At 62.1% G+C, this 25,216-nt stretch carries 26 protein-coding genes and 1 tRNA gene; 16 read left to right on the top strand and 11 right to left on the bottom strand.

From position 1 onward, the window contains the following. The first annotated feature begins 31 nt into the window (after nucleotides 1–31). Nucleotides 32–424, top strand: a complete 393-nt coding sequence (locus AC0V2Y_RS12630) for a hypothetical protein (RefSeq protein ID WP_475414416.1) — start codon at nucleotides 32–34, stop codon at nucleotides 422–424. On the opposite strand, the gene AC0V2Y_RS12625 is transcribed toward AC0V2Y_RS12630, so the two are convergent. Continuing rightward, nucleotides 416–1,342, bottom strand: coding sequence for a LysR family transcriptional regulator (locus AC0V2Y_RS12625; protein ID WP_475414415.1), 927 nt, complete (start codon nucleotides 1,340–1,342; stop codon nucleotides 416–418). The two genes, AC0V2Y_RS12630 and AC0V2Y_RS12625, sit on opposite strands and share 9 nt — an antisense overlap. 102 nt (nucleotides 1,343–1,444) lie before the next feature. Between AC0V2Y_RS12625 and AC0V2Y_RS12620 the strand changes: the two genes are divergently transcribed. The 4 genes from AC0V2Y_RS12620 (at nucleotide 1,445) to AC0V2Y_RS12605 (ending at nucleotide 5,195) form a co-directional block, all read left to right on the top strand. Continuing rightward, the gene (locus AC0V2Y_RS12620; RefSeq protein ID WP_475414414.1) at nucleotides 1,445–2,554 is read left to right on the top strand and encodes a muconate/chloromuconate family cycloisomerase; all 1,110 of its coding nucleotides are present in this window, start codon (nucleotides 1,445–1,447) and stop codon (nucleotides 2,552–2,554) included. A 9-nt stretch (nucleotides 2,555–2,563) separates the two neighbouring features. After that, a complete protein-coding gene (catC, locus tag AC0V2Y_RS12615) occupies nucleotides 2,564–2,854 on the top strand; it encodes a muconolactone Delta-isomerase (protein ID WP_475414413.1) in 291 nt (96 codons plus the stop codon). Nucleotides 2,855–2,865: 11 nt separating this feature from the next. Next, nucleotides 2,866–3,669 carry a 3-oxoadipate enol-lactonase gene (gene pcaD, locus AC0V2Y_RS12610; protein WP_475414412.1) on the top strand — a complete coding sequence of 268 codons (804 nt, stop codon included), beginning with the start codon at nucleotides 2,866–2,868 and terminating at the stop codon, nucleotides 3,667–3,669. A 131-nt stretch (nucleotides 3,670–3,800) separates the two neighbouring features. After that, on the top strand, nucleotides 3,801–5,195 hold the full coding sequence (locus AC0V2Y_RS12605; RefSeq protein WP_475414411.1) for a sodium:solute symporter family protein: 1,395 nt from the start codon (nucleotides 3,801–3,803) through the stop codon (nucleotides 5,193–5,195). Between the two features lies 1 nt (nucleotide 5,196). Here AC0V2Y_RS12605 and AC0V2Y_RS12600 read toward each other — a convergent pair whose 3' ends face one another. From AC0V2Y_RS12600 to AC0V2Y_RS12590, 3 genes are all read right to left on the bottom strand, one after another. Continuing rightward, nucleotides 5,197–6,591, bottom strand: a complete 1,395-nt coding sequence (locus AC0V2Y_RS12600) for a GntP family permease (protein WP_475414410.1) — start codon at nucleotides 6,589–6,591, stop codon at nucleotides 5,197–5,199. 128 nt (nucleotides 6,592–6,719) lie between these two features. Then, nucleotides 6,720–6,796, bottom strand: a tRNA-Pro gene (locus tag AC0V2Y_RS12595). 54 nt (nucleotides 6,797–6,850) lie between these two features. Then, nucleotides 6,851–8,944 carry an AsmA family protein gene (locus AC0V2Y_RS12590; RefSeq protein ID WP_475414409.1) on the bottom strand — a complete coding sequence of 698 codons (2,094 nt, stop codon included), beginning with the start codon at nucleotides 8,942–8,944 and terminating at the stop codon, nucleotides 6,851–6,853. 119 nt (nucleotides 8,945–9,063) lie between these two features. Here AC0V2Y_RS12590 and AC0V2Y_RS12585 point away from each other — a divergent pair, with 119 nt between their 5' ends. Further along, complete coding sequence (locus AC0V2Y_RS12585) at nucleotides 9,064–9,432, top strand: ArsR/SmtB family transcription factor (RefSeq protein WP_475414408.1); 369 nt, start codon at nucleotides 9,064–9,066, stop codon at nucleotides 9,430–9,432. Then, nucleotides 9,429–9,851 (top strand): arsenate reductase (glutaredoxin), encoded by a 423-nt coding sequence (gene arsC, locus AC0V2Y_RS12580; RefSeq protein WP_475414407.1) that lies wholly within the window; start codon nucleotides 9,429–9,431, stop codon nucleotides 9,849–9,851. The genes AC0V2Y_RS12585 and arsC overlap by 4 nt, the downstream gene beginning before the upstream one ends. A gap of 61 nt (nucleotides 9,852–9,912) precedes the next feature. Here the strand turns inward: arsC and ispB are convergent, their stop codons facing one another. Beyond that, nucleotides 9,913–10,902, bottom strand: a complete 990-nt coding sequence (ispB, locus tag AC0V2Y_RS12575) for an octaprenyl diphosphate synthase (RefSeq protein WP_475414406.1) — start codon at nucleotides 10,900–10,902, stop codon at nucleotides 9,913–9,915. A 304-nt stretch (nucleotides 10,903–11,206) separates the two neighbouring features. On the opposite strand from ispB, the gene rplU reads away from it, so the two are divergent. The 5 genes from rplU (at nucleotide 11,207) to proB (ending at nucleotide 14,637) form a co-directional block, all read left to right on the top strand. After that, a complete protein-coding gene (gene rplU, locus AC0V2Y_RS12570) occupies nucleotides 11,207–11,518 on the top strand; it encodes a 50S ribosomal protein L21 (protein ID WP_034754730.1) in 312 nt (103 codons plus the stop codon). A gap of 53 nt (nucleotides 11,519–11,571) precedes the next feature. Further along, complete coding sequence (gene rpmA / locus AC0V2Y_RS12565; protein WP_070219281.1) at nucleotides 11,572–11,844, top strand: 50S ribosomal protein L27; 273 nt, start codon at nucleotides 11,572–11,574, stop codon at nucleotides 11,842–11,844. 113 nt (nucleotides 11,845–11,957) lie between these two features. Beyond that, nucleotides 11,958–13,067, top strand: coding sequence for a GTPase ObgE (obgE, locus tag AC0V2Y_RS12560; RefSeq protein ID WP_071325171.1), 1,110 nt, complete (start codon nucleotides 11,958–11,960; stop codon nucleotides 13,065–13,067). Nucleotides 13,068–13,080: 13 nt separating this feature from the next. Further along, nucleotides 13,081–13,491 (top strand): hypothetical protein, encoded by a 411-nt coding sequence (locus AC0V2Y_RS12555; RefSeq protein WP_475414405.1) that lies wholly within the window; start codon nucleotides 13,081–13,083, stop codon nucleotides 13,489–13,491. A gap of 27 nt (nucleotides 13,492–13,518) precedes the next feature. Then, entirely contained in the window at nucleotides 13,519–14,637 is a 1,119-nt protein-coding gene (proB, locus tag AC0V2Y_RS12550) for a glutamate 5-kinase (RefSeq protein ID WP_475414404.1), read from the top strand. A 65-nt stretch (nucleotides 14,638–14,702) separates the two neighbouring features. Here proB and nth read toward each other — a convergent pair whose 3' ends face one another. Together nth and rsxB are read right to left on the bottom strand one after the other, a co-directional pair. After that, complete coding sequence (nth, locus tag AC0V2Y_RS12545; RefSeq protein WP_219133028.1) at nucleotides 14,703–15,350, bottom strand: endonuclease III; 648 nt, start codon at nucleotides 15,348–15,350, stop codon at nucleotides 14,703–14,705. Next, nucleotides 15,347–16,075 carry an electron transport complex subunit RsxB gene (gene rsxB / locus AC0V2Y_RS12540; RefSeq protein ID WP_475414403.1) on the bottom strand — a complete coding sequence of 243 codons (729 nt, stop codon included), beginning with the start codon at nucleotides 16,073–16,075 and terminating at the stop codon, nucleotides 15,347–15,349. Before rsxB ends, nth begins: the two co-directional genes overlap by 4 nt. A gap of 363 nt (nucleotides 16,076–16,438) precedes the next feature. On the opposite strand from rsxB, the gene AC0V2Y_RS12535 reads away from it, so the two are divergent. From AC0V2Y_RS12535 to AC0V2Y_RS12525, 3 genes are all read left to right on the top strand, one after another. Beyond that, on the top strand, nucleotides 16,439–17,179 hold the full coding sequence (locus tag AC0V2Y_RS12535) for a substrate-binding periplasmic protein (protein WP_475414402.1): 741 nt from the start codon (nucleotides 16,439–16,441) through the stop codon (nucleotides 17,177–17,179). 126 nt (nucleotides 17,180–17,305) lie between these two features. Further along, nucleotides 17,306–19,870, top strand: coding sequence for a TonB-dependent receptor plug domain-containing protein (locus AC0V2Y_RS12530; protein WP_475414401.1), 2,565 nt, complete (start codon nucleotides 17,306–17,308; stop codon nucleotides 19,868–19,870). Nucleotides 19,871–19,912: 42 nt separating this feature from the next. Beyond that, nucleotides 19,913–20,590, top strand: coding sequence for a DOPA 4,5-dioxygenase family protein (locus AC0V2Y_RS12525; RefSeq protein ID WP_475414400.1), 678 nt, complete (start codon nucleotides 19,913–19,915; stop codon nucleotides 20,588–20,590). 65 nt (nucleotides 20,591–20,655) lie between these two features. Here AC0V2Y_RS12525 and AC0V2Y_RS12520 read toward each other — a convergent pair whose 3' ends face one another. From AC0V2Y_RS12520 to AC0V2Y_RS12505, 4 genes are all read right to left on the bottom strand, one after another. Continuing rightward, nucleotides 20,656–21,876, bottom strand: a complete 1,221-nt coding sequence (locus AC0V2Y_RS12520; protein ID WP_152256545.1) for a polyhydroxyalkanoate depolymerase — start codon at nucleotides 21,874–21,876, stop codon at nucleotides 20,656–20,658. Nucleotides 21,877–22,154: 278 nt separating this feature from the next. Beyond that, on the bottom strand, nucleotides 22,155–22,478 hold the full coding sequence (gene fdxA, locus AC0V2Y_RS12515) for a ferredoxin FdxA (RefSeq protein ID WP_010395176.1): 324 nt from the start codon (nucleotides 22,476–22,478) through the stop codon (nucleotides 22,155–22,157). Between the two features lie 332 nt (nucleotides 22,479–22,810). After that, nucleotides 22,811–23,098 (bottom strand): protealysin inhibitor emfourin, encoded by a 288-nt coding sequence (locus AC0V2Y_RS12510; protein ID WP_475414399.1) that lies wholly within the window; start codon nucleotides 23,096–23,098, stop codon nucleotides 22,811–22,813. A gap of 103 nt (nucleotides 23,099–23,201) precedes the next feature. Further along, the gene (locus AC0V2Y_RS12505; RefSeq protein WP_099410296.1) at nucleotides 23,202–24,599 is read right to left on the bottom strand and encodes a gluzincin family metallopeptidase; all 1,398 of its coding nucleotides are present in this window, start codon (nucleotides 24,597–24,599) and stop codon (nucleotides 23,202–23,204) included. Nucleotides 24,600–24,799: 200 nt separating this feature from the next. On the opposite strand from AC0V2Y_RS12505, the gene AC0V2Y_RS12500 reads away from it, so the two are divergent. Further along, nucleotides 24,800–25,084, top strand: coding sequence for a polyhydroxyalkanoic acid system family protein (locus AC0V2Y_RS12500; RefSeq protein WP_475414398.1), 285 nt, complete (start codon nucleotides 24,800–24,802; stop codon nucleotides 25,082–25,084). The last annotated feature ends 132 nt before the right edge of the window (nucleotides 25,085–25,216 follow it).

Genomic DNA, 25,216 nt, shown 5'->3' with positions numbered 1-25,216 from the left:
GCCAAGGGCCGCCCCTTTGCCTTGGCTGAACATGATATTCATCGACTTCCCCGCCCTGTCCACGCTGGCCGCCGCGTCGGCAGGCGTCACGCAAAAATGCAGCTGCTGCGCCGTCCCGCTCGATGCCTGGCAGCGTCTTCCCACCTCGCTGGAGCTGGACCGCTTTGAAGAAATCGGCACCCTGCGCGAAGACCCGTACGAGGAACCGACGTTTGCCGAATTCCACCCGCACGGCACGCGCTACGACAGCGCCGACGCGCCCATCGCGCCGCGCTATTATCCCGCGAACCTGAGCCAGGTGGCCCGCTGCCTGGACTGCGGCCGCCACTACCTGCGCTATAACGAGGCGGGCGGCTATTTCACGGAGCTGCGCATCCGCGCGCTGCGCCCGGCATTGCTGGCCGACGCGCCGCTGTCAGCGTGAGGGCGACAGGCTTTCCTTGACGTGCGCGATGCCGTGTTCATCGTAGATCGAATACACGGCGGCGAGGAGATTTTCCAGTTCCGGCGAGCGGTCCATATGCCGCATGCTGAATAAAATGGGCGAGAACGCATGCTTGTCGTCCAGCTTGCGGTACACGACGTTCCGGTGATGCATGGCTTGTACGCTTTCCGGCACGATGGAAATGCCCTGGCCGGCCGCCACCAGTCCCATGGAAATCTGCAGCTCCCGCACTTCCGTGACGGGACCGGGCGTGACATTGCCTTCGCTGAACATGGCCAGCACCTGGTCGGCAAAGCTGGGGCGGGGTGCTTTCGGATACACGAGCAGGGTCTCGTGTACCAGCTCCGTCAGGCGCAATCCGCCTTCGCCTTTTGCCAGCCGGTGGCCGGGCGGCAGGGCCACCACCAGCCGCTCCTCGCGCAGCAGGATGCGGCGGATGCTGGGGTCCTCGCTTTTCAAGCGTCCGAAACCCACGTCGATGCGGCCTTCCTTCAGGGCCTTCAGCTGCTGCACCGTCGTCATTTCATGCAGGGTCACGTCGACCTCGGGATGGCGCTCGCAAAAGCGGTGCACGATGTCGGGCAATTCACCATACAGGGTCGAGGCGACGAAGCCGATCGACAGGGTGCGTTCCAGCTTGCCCACGCGCTGCGTCATCGCCTGCAGGTCGCGCACCTGGTCGAGCAAGGGCCGCGCGTGGGCGAGGAAGAACTCGCCCGCTTCCGTCAGCCGCAAGGGCCGCGAGCCTTTTTCGATCAGCGCCACGCCCAGCGTTTCTTCCAGCTGCTGCATCTGCCGGCTCAGCGGCGGCTGCGCGATGTGCAGGCGCGCGGCGGCCCGCGTGAAGTTCCTTTCCTCTGCGACCGCAACGAAGTAGCGCAAGTGCCGTAATTCCATCTTCATACCTTTCAGGTATAGGTTTGATACCAACTCGGTGTTGGACGTGGGGACATTCGGGGAATATCGTGTCACCACTCCACAGAATTATACGGAATAAATATGATTCAAAATATCGAGACCTACCTGGTCGATGTGCCAACCATTCGCCCGCACCGGATGTCCGTCGCCACCATGCATACGCAGACCCTGGTGCTGGTGCGGCTGCGCTGCGCCGACGGCATCACGGGCTGGGGCGAGGCGACCACCATCGGCGGCTTGGGCTACGGCGGCGAAAGCCCGGAAAGCATCAAGACGAATATCGATACCTATATCGCGCCGCTGCTGGTCGGCATGGAAGCGAGCGAAGTGGCCAAGGCCATGGCCAGGGTGCGCAAGGCCATCCAGGGCAACCGCTTCGCCAAGTGCGCGATCGAGACGGCCCTGCTGGACGCCCAGGCGCGCCGCCTGAACGTGCCGCTGTCTGAATTGCTGGGCGGCCGCGTGCGCGATGCGCTGCCCGTGGCCTGGGTGCTGGCCAGCGGCGACACGGCGCGCGATATCGCCGAAGGGGAAAAGATGCTGGACCTGCGCCGACACCGCATCTTCAAGCTGAAGATCGGCCTGCGCGACGTGATGGACGACGTGGCACACGTGCTGGAAATCAAGCGGGCGCTGGGCGAGCGGGCCAGCGTGCGGGTCGACGTCAACCAGGCCTGGAGCGAGACGGACGCCGTGCGCGGCATCGCCGCGCTGGAAGCGGGCGGCATCGACCTGATCGAGCAACCGGTGAAGGCGGGCAACCGCGCCGCGCTGGCGCGCCTGAAACAGCGCTTCGACGTGGCCATCATGGCCGATGAAGCCTTGCACGGCCCCGCCGATGCGCTGGCGCTGGCCCAGGCCGACGCGGCCGACGTGTTTGCCGTGAAAATCACCCAGTCGGGCGGCTTGCTGCCCGCGCTGGAAGTGGCGACCGTGGCGCGCCTGGCCGGCGTCGGCCTGTACGGGGGCACCATGCTCGAAGGCGGCGTCGGCACGGCCGCCACGGCCCATGTCTGCTCCACGTTTGCCGAACTGGCCTGGGGCACGGAATTGTTCGGCCCCTTGCTGCTGACGCAGGAAGTCTTGCGCGAGCCGCTCGTGTACCGCGACTTCATGCTGCAGGTGCCGACTGGCCCGGGCCTGGGCGTCGAGATCGATATGGACAAGCTGCAGGCGATGCAGCGTCAATAAGGAGAAACCATGTTATTCCATGTACGCATGAACGTGAACCTGCCGTTGAACATGCCCGCCGAGCAGGCGGCGCAGCTCAAGCAAACGGAAAAGGAACTGGCGCAGCGCCTGCAGCACGAGGGCAAATGGCGCCACCTGTGGCGCATCGCCGGCCAGTACGCCAACATCAGCGTCTTCGACCTGGACAGCGTGGACGAGCTGCATAATTTGCTGACCTCGCTGCCGCTGTTCCCTTACATGCAGATCGACGTGATGCCGCTGTGCCGCCATCCTTCGTCGGTGCGCGGCGACGATTCCTGAGGAGACAGGCGATGACGCAGACAGGCAACGACACTGCCGGGAAAACGTGCGAGGTGGACGGTATCGGCCTGCATTACCGCACGGATGGCGAGCGCGCTAATCCCTGCCTGGTCCTGTCGAATTCCCTCGGCACGGACCTGTCCATGTGGGATGCGCAGGCGGCCGCGCTGGCCGGCGACTTTTTTGTCGTGCGCTACGACACGCGCGGCCATGGCCAGTCCGCCAGCGCCGGCGCGCCGTTCGGCATCGGGCGCCTGGGCCTGGACGTGGTGGCGCTGCTCGACCACCTTGATATCGCGCGCGCCGCCTTCTGCGGCATTTCCATGGGTGGCTTGATTGGCCAGTGGCTGGGCATACACCAGCCGCGGCGCCTGACGCAGCTCGTGCTGGCGAATACGGCGGCGCGCATCGGCGGCGCCGCGCCTTGGCAGCTGCGGGCGGAACAGGTGCGCCGCGATGGCATGGCCGCGGTGGCCGATGGTGCCGCCGCGCGCTGGTTCACGCCGCAGTTTATCGCGCGCGAGCCGGACACGGTGGCGCGCATGGTAGCCACCTTGCGCGGCCAGGATGCCGGCGGTTACGCGGCCTGCTGCGACGTGCTGGCCCAGGCGGACTTGCACGCCTGCGTCGGCACGATCAGCGTGCCGACCCTGATCATCGCGGGCGAGCACGATCCCGTGACCACCCTCGACGACGGCCGCTGGCTGCAGCGGCAGATCGCGGGCGCCCGCCTGGCAAGCCTGCCCGCCTCGCATATCTCGAACGTCGAGGCGGCGGACTTGTTTACGGCGCAGCTGCGGACCTTTTTGTTGTGAGGCTTGCTGTACCGTATCGGTATGGCAGGAATTTGACTTTCCCCTGAGCACCGCCACCGGCTCATCCGGCATGCGGCAGGGGAAGCTTTCTTGAAAAATAATAATAAGAAAAGCAGACTTGGAGTAGACGGATGGAAAACAGATTGATCATCATCGCGGCGATCACGGTGGGCTATTTCGCCCTCATGTCGTACATTACCTATAGCGTGCGCAAGCATGCCAACAGCGCCGAGGGCATGACGGCGGGCGGACGCAACTATCCCGCCTACCTGATCGGCGCGTTGTTATTGTCGGAATTCATCGGCAGTTCCGTCAGCATCGGCACGGCCCAGAAGGGTTATGAACTGGGCATTTCCGCCGCCTGGAATCTGGTGGCGCTGTCGCTGGGCTTCTTGCTGCTGGCCATCGTGCTGGTCAAGAAATACAAGGAAAGCGGGCAGTCGACGATTTCCGGCATCCTGGCGCAAACGTATGGCGAGCCCGTGCGTTATGCGGCGTCCATCCTCACCATCGTCGCGCTGAGCATCGTTGCCGTGGCCCTGTATGCGAGCGGCGGCGCCGTGCTGGCGGCAGTGCTGCACATCAACAAGACGGTGGCCATCTTGCTGGTGGGCGCCATTACCGTGATCTACGTCAGCCTGGGCGGCATGCGCTCGGTCGTGTACACGAATTTCGCCCACTCCATCGTCAAATACCTGGGCGTGATCCTGGCGCTGGCGTATGCGCTGGAAGCCTCCGGCGGCATCGGCGCGCTGCAGGCGCAATTGCCGGCCAAGATGTTCAACTGGGTCGAGATCGGCTGGGGCCAGATCGTCGCCTGGATGATCGGCGGCATCGGTTCCATCTTCGCCACGCAGTACGTGATCCAGGCCCTGGTCAGCACAGACAACCCGGCCGTGGCCAAGCGCGCCTGCTATTACGTGTCCTCGCTGATGATCCCGTTCGGCCTGATGGCGGCCCTGATCGGCATGTGCAGTGCCGTGCTGTATCCGGGCATGAAGTCGATCGACGCCTTTCCGACATTGATCGCGCACATGCCCGCGTTTTCCGCCAGCATCATGATCGTCGGCCTGGCCGGCGCCTTGTTCGGCGGCATTTCCGCCACCACCCTGGCATCGGCCACGCTGGCGATGAAAGACTTTTATGATCCCTGGTACAACAAGGCGAAGAACGATGCGAAATCGCTGATGTTCCTGCGCATCGCCATCGTCGTGGCCGGCCTGCTGCCGCTGGTGCTGGCGCTGTATGCGGAAAAACTGCTGATGATTGCCTTCCTCGGCAAGGCCCTGCGCGCCACCCTGGCCGTGCTGGTGCTGATGGCCTTCTACGCGCCGAAATTCGGCACGCCGCGCGGCGCCTTCGTCGGCGTGATCGTTTCCGTGATCGCCACCATCGGCTGGTTCCTGGCAGGCAATCCGTATGGCGTGGACAGCTCCTACCTGGCGCTGGCCGGCCCGCTGCTGACGATGGGCATCAGCCACTTGTTCAAGCCGGCGTTGGCGAAATCGTCCGTCTCGCTGCCTTGATTCAGACCAGCCCCGTCATGTAATAGATGGCAATGACGAGGAACACTGCCACCGTCTTGATGACGGTGATGCCGAAGATATCGCGGTAGGACTGGCGGTGCGTGAGGCCCGTGACGGCCAGCAGTGTGATCACGGCGCCATTGTGCGGCAAGGTATCCATGCCGCCGCTGGCCATCGCCACCACGCGGTGCATGACTTCGAGCGGAATATGGGCCTGTTGCGCGGCCTGGATAAAACTGTCCGACATGGCGGCCAGCGCGATGCTCATGCCGCCCGAGGCCGAGCCCGTGATGCCGGCCAGGGTCGTCACGGACACGGCCGCGTTGACGAGGGGATCGGGCACGCTGCGCAAGGTGTTGCTGACGGCAAGGAAACCGGGCAGGGCGGCGATGACGCCGCCGAAACCGTATTCGGACGCCGTATTCATGGCCGCCAGCAGGGCGCCGCCCACGGCCGCCTTGGTGCCTTCGGCAAAGGCGGCGCGGATGCGCCCGAAGGCCGTCGCGCACACGAGTAAAATTCCCAGTAGCAAGGCGCCTTCCACGGCCCAGATGCCGGTCACGGAAGCGATCGAGGTGGACACGGGCGCATGCAAGCCCGGCAGGGCGTCGGCGGTGAGCACGTAGCTGGCGCCATACCAGTGCGGAATCAGCTTGGTCAGCGCAAAGTTGGCCACGCCCACCAGCACCAGCGGCGCCACCGACAGCAAAGGATGGGGCAAGTCGCCGCCATCGGTCTTGGCCTGTTCCGCTTCCACTCCGTAACCTTCCCCCGTCGCCATGACGGAGCGGCGGCGCCATTCCAGGAAGGCCAGGCCCATGATCACCGTCAGCACGGCGCCGATGGTGCCCAGCCACGGCGCGGCCCAGCCGGTCGTGTTGAAAAAAGTGGTGGGGATGATGTTCTGGATTTGCGGCGTGCCAGGTAAGGTGTCCATGGTGAACGAGAACGCGCCCAGGGCGATGGCGCCCGGCATCAGTCGCTTGGGGATATTGCTCTGGCGATACAGTTCGGCCGCGAACGGATACACGGCAAACACCACCACGAACAGCGACACGCCGCCATAAGTGAGTGCGGCGCACACGGCGACGATGACGGCATTCGCGCGCGCGCTGCCGATGTAGCGGATGGCCGCCATGACGATGGACTGGGAAAAGCCGGACAGTTCAATCAGCTTGCCGAATACGGCACCGAGCAAAAAGACGGGGAAATACAGCTTGATGAAGCCCACCATCTTTTCCATGAAGATACCGCTGAAGACGGCCGGCACGGCGGACGGATCGGTCAGCAGCACGGCGCCGAGCGCGGCCACAGGCGCAAACAGGATCACGCTGTAGCCGCGGTAGGCGGCCAGCATCAGGAAGGCCAGTGCGGCCAGAACTATCAGGAAAGACATCGGTCAGGCCCTTGCGCGAGAAGTGATCAGGATATTAATGATGCAATTAATATCATACTTCCCGGCAACACGCCAACGCGTGGGTCAAGGTGCAAGCAGTTCAGGCCGGCGCGGTGAGGAAAAAGGACTGGTCGGGGTGAGAGGATTCGAACCTCCGGCCTCTGCGTCCCGAACGCAGCGCTCTACCAGGCTGAGCCACACCCCGCTTACTGTTATTACAGCAGATGGCGGGGCGGGTTTCAAGCGGCTGCATCAAGGTCTATTTCTTTTCCTGCTGCGCCTTGTTGATGTCCGCTTCGCTGACCTTTTTCGCCGGTGCATTCGTGGCCGGCGAAGTGGGGGCCTTGCGCGTGGCGTTCGCTTGCGCCATGACAGCGGCGCAATCCGTGTCGGGGGCCTTGTCGACGTTGACCAGCGGCAGCAGGGCGGCCAGCGGCGTGACGACGGTGGCCAGGGCCACGGCGGCGCCGGCCTTTAATGCCAGCGGGCCTTTTTGCGGGCCCACGTCCGGGTTCTTGAACGTGCCTTTCGCATACAGCGGCGTGCGCAGGGTGATGATGCGGGCGCCCTTGGTGCGGGGGCGCACGTCGAGGTTCAGGGTTTCGTTTGCCAGGTTGACGTTGCCCGTGATGTTCACCACGGCCGTGTCCGTGTCGAGCACGAAGCGGCGCACGTCGGCCTGGCCATTCGTGACGGCGAAATCGCTGGCCAGGCAGTTCAGGTGGACTTGCTTGTCGCCAAAGATTTTCACGAAGACGGCGTTGGCCAGGTTCAGGCCAGCCAGTTCCAGCATGAACTGGCTGACGGAGCCTTCGCTGACGGTGGCCGCCAGCTCGCCATTCGCGCTGGCCAGCATGGCGGAAACGGAATTGCCGTGGCCCGTCAGCGCCGCATCGCCATACACTTCGCCGAAGCTCGCCTGCATCGATTGCAGCTTGGGAAACAGTTCGCGTATCTTGAGGTGGCGCGCCGCCACCTTGGCTTGCGCAGCGATGGTCTTTTGACGGCCGTCGAGCGTGATATTCGAGGTGATGTCGCCGCCGGCCATGCCGAAGTTGAGCGGCGTCAGACTCAGCACCTTGTCTTTCATGTGGATGTTGGCGACGATGTCGTTGAGCGGGATATCGTGCGTGCGTACGAGTTTCTTGCCCGTGAATTTCACGTCGGCGTCGAGCGCATCCCATTTCGCCGTGTTGAACTGTTCCACAGGCAAGGCTTTATTATCGGGCTGCACGGGCGCCTTGCCGCGCGCCTGTTTCTTGGCATTGCTGTCGGCGCCGATGGTGGGGCCCAGGTCTTCCAGGCGTAGCTGCTGCGACGTCACTTCGCCGCGCAGCAGGGGGCGGGGCTGGCGCGGCAAATACTGCAGGGTGCCGGCCAGGTCGCTCCGGCCCACCGTGCCCTTGAAGTTCTGATAGGTCCAGTTCCAGCTGGCGCCATCCTTCTTGCCCAGCAGGCGACCTTTGGTCGCGTAGTCCGGCGTTTCCGGCAGCAGCAGGCCCGTCAGCGGGTACAGATCGGCCATGCTGGCGCCGGCCAGGCTCAGCTGTAAATCGATGCCGGACAGCGAGCGCGGGTCGGTCAGGGTGCCATCGATGCTGGTCTTGTTCTTGCCCAGCACGGCATGCGCCTGCACGGGATAGACGGTGTTGTTGTCGGTCAGGGACAGCACGGCACCCGCCTTGCCGCCACCCGTCACGGGCGCCTTGCGGTAGCTGCCGCCGAGGGTAAATTCGATGCCGTATTTCTGTACGGGCGCGTTGCCTGACGCATCGCTCGGCGTGGCGTCCGGTGCCGTCGAGCTGACCTTGGCGTGCACGTCCAGGGCGATGCCTTCGTCCAGGTAGCGGATGGCGCCGTCGGCGAAGGCCATGCGCTGGATTTCCACGTCCCATGCCGAAGGACCGTTATCCTTCAAGGTCCAGTTGTTGCTGCCGTCGGCGCGCCGCTGCAGGGCGATATTGGGTGTGTCGAGCGCCAGGTCTGTCAGCACCACGCGGTGCTGCAAGAGGGGCAACGGGTGGATGGCCATGTCGATGCGTCTGGCGCTGGCCAGTTGCGGGCCGGCCGTGGCCCAGTCCGGGTTGCTCATGCGCACGTCGTGGGCGCTGATGACAGGCCGCGGCACGTAGCGGCGCCAGCCCGGTTCCGTTTTGAGGCCCTGCTTCCATGTCACCTGCAGGTCGCCGCCGATGACGAAGCTGCGGCCCGTGCTTTCCGATACCTTCTCGTTGATGTAGGGACGGGCGCGGTTCCAGTCGAAGGTCAGCACGAAGATGGCCACGATGGCGACCAGGGCGAGCAGGGCGGCCAGGCTCCAGCCGAGGATGTTGAGCGGGGTTGAGCGTGTCATGGTAAGCCAATCGCAATGATTTTTCATCAAGGTAGACCGATAGGCCACGACGGTCGGTGCGCTGGGTTACGTAAGACATCGCGCTTGAGATTATTCAATAATTCGACTATTATTGAAGTATGGAAAATGAAAAGACAATAGCGAACGGGGCGACACCGCTGACGAGTGCCTCCGCCATCGTGGCACTGGCCGCGCTGGCGCAGGAATCGCGGCTGGCCGTGTTCCGCCTGCTGGTGCAAGCGGGGCCGCAAGGCATGGCCGCGACGAAAATCGCCGACGCGCTGGCGATCGCGCCCTCGTCCCTGTCGTTTCACCTGAAGGAACTGGCGCACGCCAATCTGGTGACGGCGAGCAAGACGGGCCGTTCCATCATCTACGCGGCCAATTATGCGGGCATGAACGGCTTGCTGGCCTTCCTGACCGAGAACTGCTGCGCCGGCGCCCCTTGCTGCGTCAGCGAACCCAATGTAAAGGACATCACGACATGACGATCACGATCTATCACAACACGGCGTGCGGCACCTCGCGCAATACCCTGGCCCTGATCCGCAACACGGGCGTGGAGCCCGTCATCATCGATTACGTCAAGCATCCGCCGACGCGTGAGGAGCTGGTCGACCTGATCACCCGCGCGGGCCTGTCCGTGCGCGCCGTCATGCGCGACAAGGGCGCCCTGTACGACGAGTTGGGCCTGGCCAATCCTGACTTGCCAGACGCGGCCCTGCTGGACGCCATGCAAGCCCATCCTATTCTGATCAACCGCCCCATCGTCGTCACGGAACTGGGCGTGCGTCTGTGCCGGCCGTCGGAAAAGGTGCTGGAGATTTTGCCGCTGCCGCAGCAAGGAGCATTTGCCAAGGAAGATGGTCAGGCCGTGGTCGGCGCCGACGGCAAGCCGGTGAAATGAGCGGGACATAAAAAAACGGCGCCAGTAGCGCCGTTTTGTATTGCATATAAGTACAACGCGATCAGTGATTGCGGTCCACGGCAAACGAGCACAGTTGCAGCATGGATTGCTTGTAGACGCTGTCGGGCCAGCCGGCGATGGCATCGGCGGCGCGCTGGCCGGCGATTTCCGCCTGCTTGCGCGTGTAGTCGAGGGCGCCACTATTGGTGATGGCGGCCAGGATGGCATCGAAATGCTGTTCGTCGCCTTGCTCGATGCAGCTGCGCACCAGTTCACGTTGCTCCGGGGTGCCGTTTTCCATCAGCCAGATCAGCGGCATGGTTGGTTTGCCTTCGCGCAAGTCGTCGCCCACGTTCTTGCCGATTTCGGCGGCGTCGCCTGCATAGTCGAGCACGTCGTCGATCAGCTGGAAAGCCGTGCCCAGCGAGCGACCGTATTCGGCAGCCGCTTCGATATCGTCTTCGCTGGCGCCGGCGATCAGGGCGCCCAGTTGCGCCGACGCTTCGAACAGCTTGGCCGTCTTCGAGCGAATGACGTTCAAATAGCTTTCCTGCGTCACGTCCGGATCGTGCATGTTCAGCAATTGCAGCACTTCGCCTTCGGCGATCACGTTGGTGGCGTCGGAGAGGATTTGCATGACGCGCATATTATTCAGCGACACCATCAGCTGGAACGAGCGCGAGTGCAGGAAGTCGCCCACCAGCACCGAAGCGGCATTGCCGAACAGGGCGTTGGCCGTCTGGCGTCCGCGGCGCATCGACGATTCATCGACGACATCATCGTGCAGCAGGGTGGCGGTATGGATGAATTCGACCACGGCGGCCAGTTCATGGTGCGCCGTGCCGTGATAGGCATGGGTATTGGCCACCAGCAAAATCAGCACGGGACGGATGCGTTTGCCGCCTGCGCTGATGATGTATTCCGCGATCTGGTTGATCAGAATCACATCGGAGTGCAACTTTTGGCGGATCACCGTATTGACTGCGTCCATATCGGCGGCAATCGTTTGCACGATGGTGTTTTGGTTAACGTGTTTGTTAGCGTCAGACAAGGCGAACCTGCATTAGATTGTGGGTGCCGCGATTATACGACAAGGCTTGCGCGTGCGTGACGTTTGCCTATGGCTGTAGAGCAATTGATTGATCTTGTTGGCACTGGCGCGCGTTTTCCTGTCCGCCTGGCGCAAGCCTGACATGATGGCCAGGTTGTCGACATACCACGATCGTCAAGCTTTGTGAATAGTTTTTGACGCAATTTCTCAGTCCGTGTATAATCGCTGGTTCCCCCTGTTGTGTACGGCTTGCTTTGCGTGACAGTGGGACAAATTCTTTCAACATTTGATGAGGTTTCAAATCATGTACGCGGTCATAAAAACCGGTGGCAAACAATACAAAGTTGTCGCTGGCGAAAAACTTAAAGTAGAACAGATACCGGCAGACATTGGTTCCGAAATCACCATCGATCAAGTTCTCGCAGTAGGCGCGGGCGACAGCATCAAGTTTGGTGCTCCATTGGTCGAAGGTGCAACGGTACTGGTTACGGTTGTGGCGCATGGTCGCCATGATAAGGTCAAAATTTTCAAGATGCGTCGTCGTAAGCACTACCAAAAGCATCAAGGCCATCGCCAGAATTTTACCGAAATCCAAATCGTTTCGATCAACGGCTAATCGCCGCTGTTTGACGCAGTTTGTCTACATAATCAGCTATCAAGGAGTCTTAAATGGCACATAAAAAAGGCGGCGGCACAACGCGAAACGGCCGTGATTCAGAATCAAAACGTCTGGGCGTTAAAGTCTACGGCGGCCAAGCTATCAATGCTGGCGGCATCATCATTCGTCAACGCGGCACCCCAGTGCGCGCCGGCGAAGGCGTAGGCATGGGCAAGGACCACACGTTGTTCGCGCTGATCGCGGGCAAAGTGAAGTTCGTTGTCAAAGGTGCCGGCTCGAAGCAATTCGTGACCGTTGTACCAAACGAAGCAGTACCAGCGTAATTCATCGCGGAGCGCCAGTTCGCTCCGCAATGATCGCATGATGTAAGGCGCAAGCCTTCAATCGAAAGGCTCTGCCCAAGGTAGAGCCTTTTTAGTTTTATGGCGGCAAAATTATGAAGTTTATCGACGAAGCAAAAATCGAAGTCATCGCGGGCGATGGCGGCAACGGCTGCGCATCTTTCTGCCGTGAAAAATTCCGGCCTTTCGGCGGTCCCGATGGCGGCGATGGCGGCAAGGGCGGGTCCATCTGGGCCGTTGCCGACCGCAATATCAACACGCTCGTCGATTTCCGTTTCTCCAAAATGCACAAGGCTCGCAATGGCGAGCCTGGCCGTGGCGCGGATTGCTATGGCAAGGGCGCCGATGACATCCACCTGCGCATGCCGGTCGGCACCTTGATCATCGACAACGCGAGCGGCGAAATCCTGGCCGATTTGACCGAACACGGCCAGATCGAACTGCTGGCCAAGGGCGGCGAAGGCGGCTGGGGCAATATCCACTTCAAGTCCTCGACCAACCGCGCACCGCGCCAAAAAGGCGAGGGCAAGGAAGGCGAACGCCGCGAACTGCGCCTGGAACTGAAGGTGCTGGCTGACGTGGGCCTGCTGGGCATGCCGAACGCCGGCAAGTCGACCTTCATTTCGGCCGTCTCGAACGCGCGTCCGAAGATCGCCGATTATCCGTTTACCACCCTGCACCCGAACTTGGGCGTGGTGCGCGTGTCGCACGAGAAGAGCTTTGTGATCGCCGATATTCCCGGCTTGATCGAAGGCGCTTCCGAAGGTGCGGGCCTGGGCCATCAATTCCTGCGCCACTTGCAGCGCACGGGTCTGCTGTTGCACATCGTCGACCTGGCGCCGTTCGAAACCAACGTCGATCCTGTCAAGGAAGCCAAGGCGCTGGTCAAGGAGCTGAAAAAGTACGACGAGTCGCTGGTCGACAAGCCGCGCTGGCTGGTGTTGAACAAGCTTGACATGGTGCCGGAAGAAGAGCGCAAGAAGATCGTCAAGGACTTCCTCAAGCGTTTCGCCTGGAAAGGTCCCGTCTTCGAGATTTCCGCGCTGAACCATCAGGGTTGCCCGGAACTGGTCAATGCCATCTACCAGCATCTGGAAGAGAAGAAACACAGCGAAAGCCGTGCCGAAGAAACGCAGATGACCGAAGAAGCACGCGGTATCTCGTCGATCGACCCGGATGATCCGCGTTTCAAGATCCTCGACTAAGCGCCTTACCCTGATGTCGGTACAGACGGTCGCTGCCGCGTCCGCACGCAAGCAAGCGTGGCAGCGCCGGGTATTGCATCTGATCGCGTATGCTTACGGGCTGAGCGCGGTCGCCTGTCTGTTGTTCGCCGATGAAATGGCGGCCGGCATGGGCATCTTCCTCAATGGCGTCGATGGCTACAGCCAGTTCTACGCTTCCCATGTCGGTGTCTGGGGCGCTACCGCGCTCCTGGCGCTGTTCGCGGCACGGCAGGGCGAACCGCCTGTCCTCGGCGATATCACTGCAATGTTGGTCCTGGCGCAGCCCGCCGGCCGTTTGTTTGCGGCCATCAGCTTCGGCTTGCCCCAGGGTTTTGTGTTGTTCATGTGCGCAATGGAGCTGACGGCGGGGCTGGCCTTGCTGCTGCTGCGTCCTGCGCGCTGACGTCTATTAAGTGAAGAGCGCCGCCCCATGGATTCCGTGATTCAAAAAGCTACCCGCATCATCATCAAAGTCGGCTCCTCGCTGGTCACCAACGATGGCCGCGGACTCGACCATGCCGCCATCGCCCGCTGGGCCGCGCAGATTTCCGGCTTGCGCGCCCTCGGCAAGGAAGTCGTGCTGGTGAGTTCCGGCGCCATCGCCGAAGGCATGCTGCGCCTCGGTTTCGAGCAGCGCCCCACCGATATCCACGAATTGCAGGCTTGCGCCGCCGTGGGCCAGATGGGCCTGGCGCAAATCTATGAAAGCAGCTTCCGCGCCCACAGCCTCGGCACGGCGCAAGTGCTGCTCACGCATGCCGACCTGGCCGACCGCGAACGCTACCTGAACGCCCGCTCGACTCTGACGACCCTGCTGCGCCTGGGCGTCGTGCCCATCATCAATGAAAACGACACGGTCGTCACCGATGAAATCAAGTTCGGTGACAACGATACCCTGGGCGCCCTGGTGGCCAACCTGATCGAGGCCGATGCGCTTGTCATCCTGACGGACCAGCACGGCCTGTTCTCGGCCGACCCGCGCAAGGACCCGAGTGCCTACCTGATCACGCAAGGCATCGCCGGCGATCCGGCCCTGGAAGCGATGGCGGGCGGCGCGGGCTCCAGCCTGGGGCGCGGCGGCATGCTGACGAAAATCCTCGCCGCCAAGCGCGCCGCGAAGTCCGGCGCCCACACCATCATCGCCTGGGGGCGCGACAGCGACGTGCTCAGCCGCCTCGCCCAGGGTGAAGCGATCGGCACGGAGTTGCGTGCACAAACGGGCCAATTGACGGCACGTAAGCAGTGGATGGCCGATCATCTGCATACGGCCGGCGCCGTCGTGCTGGACGCGGGCGCCGTGCAAAAGCTGCGCCAGGAAGGCAAATCCTTGCTGCCGATCGGCGTGACGGGCGTGAACGGCGAATTTGGCCGCGGCGCCGTCATCACCTGCGTCGATGCGGATGGCGTGCCCGTGGCGCGCGGCCTGTCGAACTACACGAGCGGCGAAGCGCGCCGCATCATGCGCAAGCCGTCCACCGAGATCGAGTCCATCCTCGGCTACATGGAAGGCCATGAGCTGATCCACCGCGACAATATGGTCTTGCTGTAGGTCGGATTAGCGCGTCGCGCGTAATCCGACGCCACCACTCCATCGGCCCTATTCGGGCCATTGCTTTACACCACGGCCGGCATCGGCGACTTGTCCTTGTAATCGCACAGGTCGGCGATCATGCAGTTCCAGCATTGCGGCTTGCGCGCCGTGCAGGTGTAGCGGCCGTGCAGGATGAGCCAGTGGTGGGCGTCGTGCAGGAATTCCTTGGGTATGAATTTCAGCAGTTTCTGTTCGACGATATCGACATTCTTGCCCGGTGCAATGCCCGTGCGGTTCGAGACGCGGAAGATATGCGTGTCGACGGCCATGGTCGGTTCGCCAAACGCCGTGTTCATGACCACGTTGGCCGTCTTGCGGCCCACGCCGGGCAAGGCTTCCAGCGAAGCGCGGTCGCGCGGCACTTCGCCGCCGTGCTGTTCCAGCAGGATCTGGCAGGTGGCGATGACGTTCTTCGCCTTGGTGCGGAACAGGCCGATGGTGCGGATGTAGCTGGCCAGCTCGTCGACGCCCAGCGCCAGTATCTTGGCCGGCGTATTGGCGACCGGATACAGCAGGCGCGTGGCCTTGTTGACGGACACGTCGGTTGCCTGCGCCGACAGCAGCACGGCGATCAGCAGCTCGAACGGCGTCGTGTATTCGAGTTCCGTTTTCGGGGAAGGGTTGGCGGCGCGGAAGCGCGTAAAGATTTCCAGGCGTTTGGCGGCGTTCATGCGTCTTTTTTCGGTGTCGTGGGGGCGGGCGGGGCGGTGTCCGTGCTGGCGGCGGCCTTGGCGCGCGCGCGCTCCATGGCGGCGGCGATGATGGCGCGCTTGCGCTCCTTCTCCGCCAGTTCATCTGGCGTGACGGGCACTTCCTGCGTCACTTCCTGCATCTTGGCGACGGCCTTGGCGGCCAGGCGCGCGTCGTTGGCCTCGGCTTCGCGGCGCAGCCGCTGCGTGCGGAAATCGTGGCGCGCGCGCGCGTCGTCGGCATCCATCTGGCTCCAGGCATCCCAGCCCGTGGCGTCGCCGCTGACGGGGTACATGACGATGCAGTCGACGGGGCACGGTGCCACGCACAGGTCGCAGCCCGTGCACAGGCTGGTGACCACCGTATGCATCTGCTTGGCGGCGCCGACGATGGCGTCCACGGGACAGGCCTGGATGCACAGGGTACAGCCGATACACAGCGATTCGTCGATATAGGCGACAGATCGCGGACGTTCGAGGCCGTTGACGGGATTGAGCGGAATGACTTTTTTGCCCAGCAAGCCGGCCAGGCGCACGATGCCCTGCGCGCCGCCCGGCGGGCACTGGTTGATGTCGGCATTGCCTGCGGCAATCGCTTCCGCATACGGGCGGCAGCCGTTGTAGCCGCATTTGGTGCATTGCGTTTGCGGCAGCAAGTCTTCGATCTGGTCGGCAAGTGAGGGAGGGGCAGGGTGCGGCACGGTCATCTTCCACGGTAAAACGCCATTATCGGCCATCCGGCGCGCGCACAAGTAAAAACCTGTTTTGTAGGAGGGGATAGCGGGTGCCAGGGCCGGCTGTTGCAGGCGCGCCGCAATCGTATTTTATTTCCCCTGGGAATGTCAAAGTGCAAATAAACAACTTTGCAATTTCTTTTTTTTGTGGGAGCATGATTTTTATCAAGGTAGTGATCAAAAAAAGCCGACCGCCAGTCCTGTTGCCGCGCCTGCATTGCAATGCGCGCCAGGCCATAGGAGCAAAACATGCGTTTCCTCCGGACAGTTGGTTTGCCCTTCTGTTTCTTCATGTCCTCTACACTTGCCCTTGCACACGGGCAGGCTGGTTCCCCCATGGCGGTGCCGGGCTCTGCCGGCTCGCGCATCGTCCGTTTCGCGGCGGAAGACTGGCCGCCCTTCATTTCCCGTAGCCTGCCTGCCGACGGCATGTCGGGCGCCATGGTCAGCGCCATCTTCGAACGCATGGGCTACGTCGTCAAATATGAGTATTTTCCATGGAAGCGCGCCATGCAGTTTGGCCTGGCCAGTCCCCGCTACGCCGGTTTCCTGGCCGTCTGGCGCACGCCCGAACGGGAAAAACTCTGCCATTTTTCTGTTCCGGTTGGCAACACGCAAGGTGTGCTGGCCTACCTGAAGGAGGATGGCGTGCCCGGTGCCACTCTGGCCGATCTGGGCCAGCTGCGCATCGGTACCGTGGCCGGCTATTCGAATGGGGAGCAATTCGATGGCATGGTGGCGCGCGGCGAGCTGAAGACGGAAGAGGGTTTGAACGATGCGACGAACCTGAAGAAACTGTTGATCAAGCGCTACCGCGTGATCGTCATCGAACGCCATGTCCTGCAGCACTTGCTGATGGGACGCAATTTCAGCAAGGCCGAACGGGAACGCATCGCCGTCATCGATACCGTCTTCAAGGAGCGCCCTGTGCACGTGTGCTTCCAGCGTGATGCCGAGGGGGCGGCGCGGCAAAAGCGCTTCAACGAGGCGGCGCGCGATATCGATACGGCCCGCCTCGAACGCGATTACTGGAAGCGGCTCGACCAGAGCCTGGCGACGGCCCCATCCTCCCCCTGACGCGCCGCGGCACTGTTGTTAGTTGCCAAAACGAAATATCTAAATACGAAACCATTCGTTCTTGTTTGTTTGTCCATCCTTTAGTCTGCAGCCACTGTGTTGACGACTTTGAAAGGATGTTTTCGTATGCCGGAATTGATTCACAAGCAAGAACCCGTCCCCCGTTTGCGGCAATTGGCGCACGCCGTCTCGCTGGCCGTGCTCGTGCTGGCTGCGCCTGGCGCGGCCCGTGCGCAAGCCACGCCGGACGGCGCTGGCGCGCTGGCTGGCGGGCCGCTGGATGCCGTCATCGTCACGGGCGCGCGCGGCACGGGCCGCACGGTAGCCAACAGTGCCGCGCCGATCGACGTGATCAGCGCGCAGCAATTGCAGGCGACCGGTAAACTGAACTTGCTCGACGCGCTCGATACGGCCTTGCCATCGTTTAACTTGCCTGCCCGCGTGCAGCCCGACCTGGGCAGCATCGTGCGCGCCGGCCAGCTGCGCAACCTCGACCCGTCGCATACCTTGGTGCTGGTCAACGGCAAGCGCCGGCATACGACGGCCATCGTCAATGAAGATGGCTTTCCCGGTTCCGTCGCCACCGACCTGGCCCTGATCCCCACAGGCGCCATCGCCCGCGTGGAAATCCTGCGCGACGGCGCCTCGGCCATCTACGGTTCCGACGCCATCGCCGGCGTCATCAACATCATCCTGAAAGCGGATGACAAGGGCAGCTTGAGCACGCAACTCGGCTCGACCTACGCGGGCGACGGCACGAACGGTTCCGCGCGCATCGATGGCGGCACGCGCCTGGGCGAACACGGCTTTGCCCACTTCGACGCCGAAGTCCAGCGCCAGGGTATCGCCGTGCGCAATTTCGGCTTGAATCCCGCCTATCTGTCGTATCCGGCCGTGCGCAACAGCGATGGCCAGCTGGTCAAACTGGGGCCGAACAACAGCTTGCCGGCCGGCGCGTCGCCGAACCCGGCCGACGCGACGCGCAACAGCAATCCGTGGCGCAATACGGGTGTGCCGCAAAGTACGACCGCCTCGCTCAGCGCCAATCTCGGCTATGACCTGTCGAACGAGGTGCAACTGTACGGTTTCGGCACCTACGCGCACCGCAATGCCCGCTCGGCGCAGAATTTCCGCTTGCCCAATACTATTTTCAATAACAACAAAGGCTTGCTGGCCGTGTATCCCGACGGCTTCACGCCATATGAAACGACGAGCGAAAACGACTTTTCCTTGACGGGCGGCATCAAAGGCGAGACGGCCGGCTGGAGCTGGGATATCAGCAGCACCTACGGACGCGACGATATCGACGTGGGCGTGGAGCACTCGGCCAACTACTCGCTGACTTATCCGGGCGGCAAGACGGATTTTGACATCGGCAATCAGCGCTACAGCCGCTCGACGACGAATGCGGACGCGCGCCGCCCCGTGCAGCTGGGCTTAAGCGAACCGGCCGACCTCAGCGTCGGTCTCGAGTACTCGCATGAAACGCAGCAGCGCAGCCCGGGTGAACCCGCTTCCTGGCAGGGCAGCGGTTCGTCGGCGCTGGCAGGCTACCTGCCCGTCGATGCGTCCGACACGGCGCGCCACAGCTATGCGGCGTATATCGGCCTGGGCGCCAAACTGACGCCGCAATGGCTGCTCGACACGGCCTTGCGTGCCGAAAAGTATTCCGATTTCGGCAACAAGACGACGGGTCGTTTATCGGCCCGCTATGACCTCACGCCCACGGTCGCCGTGCGCGGCACCGTCAGCAACGGTTTCCATGCGCCTAGCCTGGTGACGCAATCGTATTCGAACACGTCCGACCATGCTGGCGTGCCCTACACCCTGGCGCAGCCCAATTCCGCTGCCGCGCGGGCCCTGGGTGCGCAAGCATTAAAACCGGAAAAATCGACGAATCTGTCGGCCGGGCTGACCTTCAATCCCACGCCGACCCTGCGCCTGGCCGTTGACGCGTATCAAATCAGGGTCAGCGACCGCCTGGGCGTATCGTCGAACATCGGCATCGATCGCAGCTCGGGCGTGGCGCTCGATGGCAGCGGCCGGCCGCTGACCGCGGCGCAAGCGGGCGTCATTGAAAACCTGCTGCGTTCGGCGGGACTGACGGTGGGCAATGGCCTCGTCGCGCATTATTTTGCCAACGTGGGCGACACGCGCACGCGCGGCGTCGACTTGACGGCCGAGGATGTCTTGCGCGTGGCCGATGGCAAGCTGCGCTGGACGGCGGCCGCGAATTTCAACCATACGAGCCTGGTGGGCAAGGCGGAACTTCCCGCCGTGCTGCAAGGCTTGCCGAACATCGGCACCCTGAGCAAGTCGGCCGAGTACGACTTGCTGTACCGGGCCCCGCGCGACAAGGAAATCCTCACGCTGGCGTATGAAAAAGCCGGCTGGACATTCAATGTACGCGAAACGCGCTACGGCAAGCTCAAGCGCCTGAACGCCATCATGGGCGGCGATTACCAGCTGAAGGCGGCCTTCGTGACGGATGTCAGCGTCGGCTACGACGTCAGCAAGCGCATCAACGTGACGGTGGGCGCCAACAATGTCTTCGACCAGAAACCGAGCCAGGTGCCACGCGAGGCGCGCAGCGCCGCGAATCTGGCGCAGTACACGGGCGCGTATGACAACTCGGGACCGCTGGGTGTGCTGGGCGGCTATTACTACGCCCGCGCCACCGTCTCGTTCTGATTTACCGCATCCCTCTACCGATCATCAAGAACAGGAAATCCTATGTCTGACAAAAAACAACACGCCGCCATCGATCTGGAATGGGCGAATCTCCTTTCTCCGCAACGCCGCACGGTCTTACGCGGCGGCGGTCTGGTGGCGGCGCTGGCCGCCTCCGGCCTGGCGGGGACGTCCCTGGCACAGGAGGGCGCCGTCAAGCGCGCGAAACCGGCGCCCGGCAAAAGTCCATGGGGCGAGCATACGGATACGGCGCCCACGCCGCGTCCCGTCAGCGTGCGGCCCGGCGAGGAAACCTTGCCGTCGGCACCACGTGCCTATACGGATATCGAGAGCTATCACGCGCATATCTATTTTGACGAAGACAATTACCAGAAGGCGGCGCTGATACGCAAGTGGGCGGCCGAGCGCTTTCGGATCGAGCTGGGCGACTGGAACCTGGAGCCGCGCGGCCCGCACGTGACGCCGTCGTTTTACTTTGGCTTTAGCAATGACCTGATATCGGTGATCGTGCCATGGCTGCAGCTCAACAGCCTGGGACTGACGATATTGATCCACCCGAATACGGAAGATCCGCGCGCCGACCACCTGTATTACGCGCTGTGGGTGAACCGTTCGCAGCCCGTGAATGGCTATGCGATGAAGAAGCCGGGGCCGGGCGAGCCAAGGGTCGAGCAAATCTTTGTCAATACGCGCCCGACGGTGAAAATCGAGCGCGCGTGAGCGGGACATAAAAAAACGCCACGCCAGTTGAAGCTGGCGTGGCGTTTTGCTGGAAACACTCCGGATCAGGAATGCTTCTGGATGAATTCACCGATCTTCGGGCAAATGATCTCGCGCCAGCGGCGGCCCGAGAAGATGCCGTAATGGCCACATTTTGGCGCCACGAAATCTTGCTGCATGTCGGCAGGGATGCCGGAACACAGATCATGCGCCGCCTGCGTCTGGCCGGCGCCGGAAATATCGTCCAGCTCGCCTTCCACGGTGAACAGCGCCACGTTCGTGATGTCTTGCGGACGCACCAGCTGGCCGCCCACTTTCCACGTACCCTTCGGCAGGCTGAATTCCTGGAAAACCGTTTTAATGGTTTCCAGGTAGTACTCGGCCGGCATGTCCAGGACGGCGTTGTACTCGTTGTAGAACTGGCGGTGGCCTTCCGCCGGCTCGTCATCGCCCGTCACCAGGTGCATGTAGAACTCGCGGTGGCTTTGCGCGTGGCGGCCCGGGTTCATGGCGATGAAGCCGGCGTGCTGCAGGAAGCCCGGATACACCTTGCGGCCAAAGCCCGGGTAGTTCGGCGGCACCGCGTAGATCACGGTGTTTTCAAACCACGAGAATTTCTTTTCCGTCGCCAGGTTGTTCACTTGCGTAGGCGAGCGGCGCGGGTCGATCGGGCCGCCCATCATCGTCATGGTTTTCGGCATGTGCGGATCTTTTGCCGTCGCCATCAGCGAGATGGCCGCCAGCACGGGCACGGTCGGTTGACAGACGGAAATCACGTGCAAATCAGGCGCGAGCAGGCGGATGAATTCCTGCACATAATAAATGTAGTCATCGAGGTGGAACGGGCCTTCCGTCAGCGGTACCATGCGCGCGTCCGTCCAGTCGGTGATGTAGACATCGTGCTCGGCCAGCAAGCCGCGCACGGTGTCGCGCAGCAGGGTCGAGTGGTGACCGGACAGGGGGGCAACCAGCAAAACTTTGGGCTGTTGCAAGCCAGTGGCTTCTTTTTTGAAGTGAATCAGGCGGCAAAACGGTTTTGTCACGACAACGTGTTCGCGGATGTCGACGCTCTCGCCTTTGACGAGAACGGATTTGATATCGAATTGTGGTTTTTCGTAGTCTTTGCCAAGGCGGTACATCAGCTCGTAGCCGGCTGCGATGCGTTGCGAAAACGGGGTGTGGGCCAGTGGAGAAACCGGGTTGGTAAATAACTTGGAGGACATGTCTGCCCATTGCATCACCGGAGTGAGGAAAGAGCGTTGCAGTTCGTGCAGTTGGTAAAGCATATAGAGTCCTTGTTTGATTCCAAGCGCCAATATCGGCTCAAATATCATAATCCAATTTTACGATATTTGTTGAGGACAAAATGTGCTTTACCGCGCATAGGTCCACAGTTTGCGCATACTTGTGACAGCGCGCCACAGTAACGTGGATAGACCTGCAACGATGCTTTAAAAGCAAAAAAAGCAGCGTTTCCGCTGCTTTTTGTCTGTTCTTTGTCGCCACGCCCCTGCGGGGAAGAGTATCCATCCCCGCCGGAATTGCCGCCGCAGCTGCCGTGCGTTTAGCGCACCAGCATGTCGAGCTTGTCCTTGACGTCCTTGTATTGCTCGGCTTCCGGCAAGGCAGCCTTCGTCTTGGTGATCGAAGGCCAGTTACGGGCCAGATCGACGTTGATCTTGATGAAGGCTTGCTGGTCGCCCGGCACGTCCTCTTCCGCGAAAATCGCGTTCACCGGGCACTCTGCCACGCAGACGGCGCAGTCAATACATTCGTCCGGATCGATTGCCAGGAAGTTCGGGCCTTCCCGGAAACAATCTACCGGGCAGACATCGACGCAGTCGGTATAGCGACAGGCGATGCAGGATTCGGTGACAACGTGGGTCATAACAGTCCTATCAATTTGGGGGGAGGTGCTGTAGCGCCTGCAGGAACCTCGGCGGCGCATACTAAAGCAAAGCATTGTATTTTAAGGCAATTCGCTATTTCTCACAAATCCCGCTTATATACAATACATATAAGCAAATTCATTTTTTGGTAGTCGCATTGCCGCGCAGAGCGGGCAGTTCAGCGACTATCCGTGACGTTGCCATGAAGAACGCGGCAAGAACGCGACAGTCGCCCGATACTGCAGAGGGCAGGGCGGGTGACGTGCTGGCTTGCCGTGTGGTGTTTTTGTTTTACTCAAGTCAAGATCGGCACAAATAAGTGCCGCAACAATCAGGCGCTGGCGCGTATTTGCGTCAGCAATTGCTGCCACCGTGCATTTTCAGCACTGCCATCCTCGGCAAATGTGATGGTGCGGCGCGCGGTGGGCGCATCGACGGTGATCTGCCAGTGGGGAATATCGGCGCCCACCTGTTCATCCGTGGCCTGCGGATGCGTGAAAAAGCCGCTGCTGGCCAGCGCCGCTTCCAGGTGGGGGCCAGCCGGATGGGCTTGCGTATCGATCTCGTACTGTTCGCTCAGGCCGGCAAAGCCGCCGCTGCTGCGGGCTGAAATTTTCATGCTGCTCCTTGCTGTTGTGGGTGGTGTGGGCCGCGCCATGGCCTGCCGCTGGTGCGGCTGGCCTGAAGCGGACGCGCCGGTGCGCTGCCTTATATGGGGCTGTTTACCGGGGACCGTAACTGCGGCACCAGGCCGCCAGCGCTTCGCGTTCCGCTTCGAGCAACTGGTCCGATTCGCTGTATTCCGCATGGTTCATGGTACCGCAGCAGGCGCGCCGGTCTTGCACGGCGCCGTCTTCGTCGACGATATCGGGGGCAAACGTCATTTGCCCATCCTCCGTCATGGCATTGGCCTTGAGCACTTCGCGCACGGTAAAGCTGTTGCGGATGAAATCGAGGTAGGCGCCATTGCCATCGGCCTGGGCGATCGTCAGCATGTGGCCGGCCACATCGGCATAGGTGGCGGCCTGGTCGGGCGATGCCACCAGGGCGCGCAGGACCAGGCTGCGCAGGTAATCGCCGCAGCGGTGCAGCACGGCCGCGTCGTCTTCCAGCTGGGGCTGGCGTTCGTGGGCAAAGATGTCGGCCAGGATGTCGTAGATGGCGCCCGTAAATACTTGCGAGATGGCGTGCACTTCCGTGCCCGCTTCGGACAATTTGATGTCATTGTCGGCATTGCGCAAGCCGTTCGGCCGGCCCAGCGCCAGACCGAACTGTTCCGCCAGGTCGGCCAGGAAGGTCTTGTCGTGCAGGTCGGATTTCGTTTGCGCGATCACCGCTTCCACCTGGTCCAGCTGCGACAGGGCCAGGAAGATGGCCGTCAGGTCGCCGAACGATTCGTGCAAGCCGCCCGTTTGCGGCGGATTGTTGCTGAGCAGCCAATTCGGCTTGAGCCCATCGAGCACGGCGTGCCCCGTTTCATGCGAGACGATGTCGAGCGAGCGGCAGGTGTAGACGCGCTCGGTGGCGCCGCTGGGGATGAAGTCGCCGAACTTGAGCGCCTTGTCGCTGCGGCTGTAATACGCATTCATGACGTTGGGCAAGCCATGCGGGAACACGCGCAGCGGTGCCGTATTGCTGGCGCTGTTCCATTGCCAGGGCAGGGGCGGCGCCGTGTCGTTGCTGGCCAGCGCGCGCTGGTACATGGTGAGCGTCATGCGCACGATGGCAAACGTGTGCACGGCGTCGAACTGGTCGGTGTTGGGGGAGACGATGAAGTCGCCGAAGGCATTCGGGCTGACCTGCGCGATGCCCGGTTCGCCAAACGTGATGCGCGCGTCGCGCGGGCCTTGCAGGATCAGACCGGGCAAAAAGGCTTTACGGGTGCCCAGGTCGCTGACGGACGGATCTTGCTTCCAGATCAGCACGCGTGAACCGACGGGCACGGCGGCCAGGTTGCGCACCGTTGCCTCCGTCAGGCGTGGCGGGCCCGGCTGCAGGGTCAGTTGCGCATTCTTGCGGTGCTGGCGGTAGGGCGCCGAGGGGGTAGGGACATAGCCGACGGGCAGGGACACGCATTTGGTCAGTACGGCTTCGACCGGCACGATGACTTTCTGGTCCATGGTAGCTCTCCAAGACACGCGCAACTGGAATTGGAATAGTCATCCCGCTTCGGCGCGTCCGGTTTGATCGCGCGCAAACGACATGCGGGAAGGACGGGCTTTTTTAGCCGCCCGGCGCCGGCTGCGGTCGTGCCCGCCGCATGGCGGCTGGTATGATGCTGGCCGTATTGCCCCCGTTTTTATAATAAAAGGATCGTTTGATGGCGGATATAAATATAGTTCAGCAACATAAGCTGACAGCAGCAAAGGCGCGCGAAGCGGCGCAGCAAGTGGCCGACAAGCTGGCCCAGGAATATGACCTGGCGTGCGCCTGGGATGGTGATGTGCTGCGCTTCGAGCGCAGTGGCGTCGATGGTTCGCTGACCCTGGAAAAAGAGCAGGCGCAACTGCAAATCAAGCTGGGCTTCATGCTCAGCGCCTTCGCCTCCACGATTGAAGGCAAGATCGCCGAGAAGATGCGCAAGGTGTTTACCGAGTCAGCTTGACGGCGTTTCACCCGCTTGTCTGGCGCCCTGTTTGATGCTAGGGAGCGTGTCGCGGCGATGGGCGAAAAGACGATGACAACACGTCTCTTTTCGCCTTTTTTACGTCTGACTGTACGCTGGCGAACATTGCTA

It is taken from the genome of Janthinobacterium sp. BHSEK (assembly GCF_056174685.1).
The sequence above is the reverse complement of the archived record's forward strand: the minus strand, read 5'-3'. Positions and strand labels throughout refer to the sequence as shown.

Bases quoted from the DNA above. Each gene is read 5' to 3' on its own strand.
- AC0V2Y_RS12600 (WP_475414410.1), bottom strand. From the start codon at position 6,591: ATGTCTTTCCTGATAGTTCTGGCCGCACTGGCCTTCCTGATGCTGGCC.
- AC0V2Y_RS12520 (WP_152256545.1), bottom strand. From the start codon at position 21,876: ATGCTTTACCAACTGCACGAACTGCAACGCTCTTTCCTCACTCCGGTG.
- AC0V2Y_RS12535 (WP_475414402.1), top strand. From the start codon at position 16,439: ATGGCGGTGCCGGGCTCTGCCGGCTCGCGCATCGTCCGTTTCGCGGCG.
- AC0V2Y_RS12625 (WP_475414415.1), bottom strand. From the start codon at position 1,342: ATGGAATTACGGCACTTGCGCTACTTCGTTGCGGTCGCAGAGGAAAGG.
- AC0V2Y_RS12510 (WP_475414399.1), bottom strand. From the start codon at position 23,098: ATGAAAATTTCAGCCCGCAGCAGCGGCGGCTTTGCCGGCCTGAGCGAA.
- AC0V2Y_RS12505 (WP_099410296.1), bottom strand. From the start codon at position 24,599: ATGGACCAGAAAGTCATCGTGCCGGTCGAAGCCGTACTGACCAAATGC.
- AC0V2Y_RS12525 (WP_475414400.1), top strand. From the start codon at position 19,913: ATGTCTGACAAAAAACAACACGCCGCCATCGATCTGGAATGGGCGAAT.
- AC0V2Y_RS12605 (WP_475414411.1), top strand. From the start codon at position 3,801: ATGGAAAACAGATTGATCATCATCGCGGCGATCACGGTGGGCTATTTC.
- rsxB (WP_475414403.1), bottom strand. From the start codon at position 16,075: ATGACCGTGCCGCACCCTGCCCCTCCCTCACTTGCCGACCAGATCGAA.
- rplU (WP_034754730.1), top strand. From the start codon at position 11,207: ATGTACGCGGTCATAAAAACCGGTGGCAAACAATACAAAGTTGTCGCT.
- catC (WP_475414413.1), top strand. From the start codon at position 2,564: ATGTTATTCCATGTACGCATGAACGTGAACCTGCCGTTGAACATGCCC.
- rpmA (WP_070219281.1), top strand. From the start codon at position 11,572: ATGGCACATAAAAAAGGCGGCGGCACAACGCGAAACGGCCGTGATTCA.
- nth (WP_219133028.1), bottom strand. From the start codon at position 15,350: ATGAACGCCGCCAAACGCCTGGAAATCTTTACGCGCTTCCGCGCCGCC.
- arsC (WP_475414407.1), top strand. From the start codon at position 9,429: ATGACGATCACGATCTATCACAACACGGCGTGCGGCACCTCGCGCAAT.
- AC0V2Y_RS12590 (WP_475414409.1), bottom strand. From the start codon at position 8,944: ATGACACGCTCAACCCCGCTCAACATCCTCGGCTGGAGCCTGGCCGCC.
- fdxA (WP_010395176.1), bottom strand. From the start codon at position 22,478: ATGACCCACGTTGTCACCGAATCCTGCATCGCCTGTCGCTATACCGAC.
- AC0V2Y_RS12555 (WP_475414405.1), top strand. From the start codon at position 13,081: ATGTCGGTACAGACGGTCGCTGCCGCGTCCGCACGCAAGCAAGCGTGG.
- AC0V2Y_RS12500 (WP_475414398.1), top strand. From the start codon at position 24,800: ATGGCGGATATAAATATAGTTCAGCAACATAAGCTGACAGCAGCAAAG.
- AC0V2Y_RS12620 (WP_475414414.1), top strand. From the start codon at position 1,445: ATGATTCAAAATATCGAGACCTACCTGGTCGATGTGCCAACCATTCGC.
- AC0V2Y_RS12585 (WP_475414408.1), top strand. From the start codon at position 9,064: ATGGAAAATGAAAAGACAATAGCGAACGGGGCGACACCGCTGACGAGT.
- pcaD (WP_475414412.1), top strand. From the start codon at position 2,866: ATGACGCAGACAGGCAACGACACTGCCGGGAAAACGTGCGAGGTGGAC.
- AC0V2Y_RS12530 (WP_475414401.1), top strand. From the start codon at position 17,306: ATGCCGGAATTGATTCACAAGCAAGAACCCGTCCCCCGTTTGCGGCAA.
- proB (WP_475414404.1), top strand. From the start codon at position 13,519: ATGGATTCCGTGATTCAAAAAGCTACCCGCATCATCATCAAAGTCGGC.
- obgE (WP_071325171.1), top strand. From the start codon at position 11,958: ATGAAGTTTATCGACGAAGCAAAAATCGAAGTCATCGCGGGCGATGGC.
- AC0V2Y_RS12630 (WP_475414416.1), top strand. From the start codon at position 32: ATGATATTCATCGACTTCCCCGCCCTGTCCACGCTGGCCGCCGCGTCG.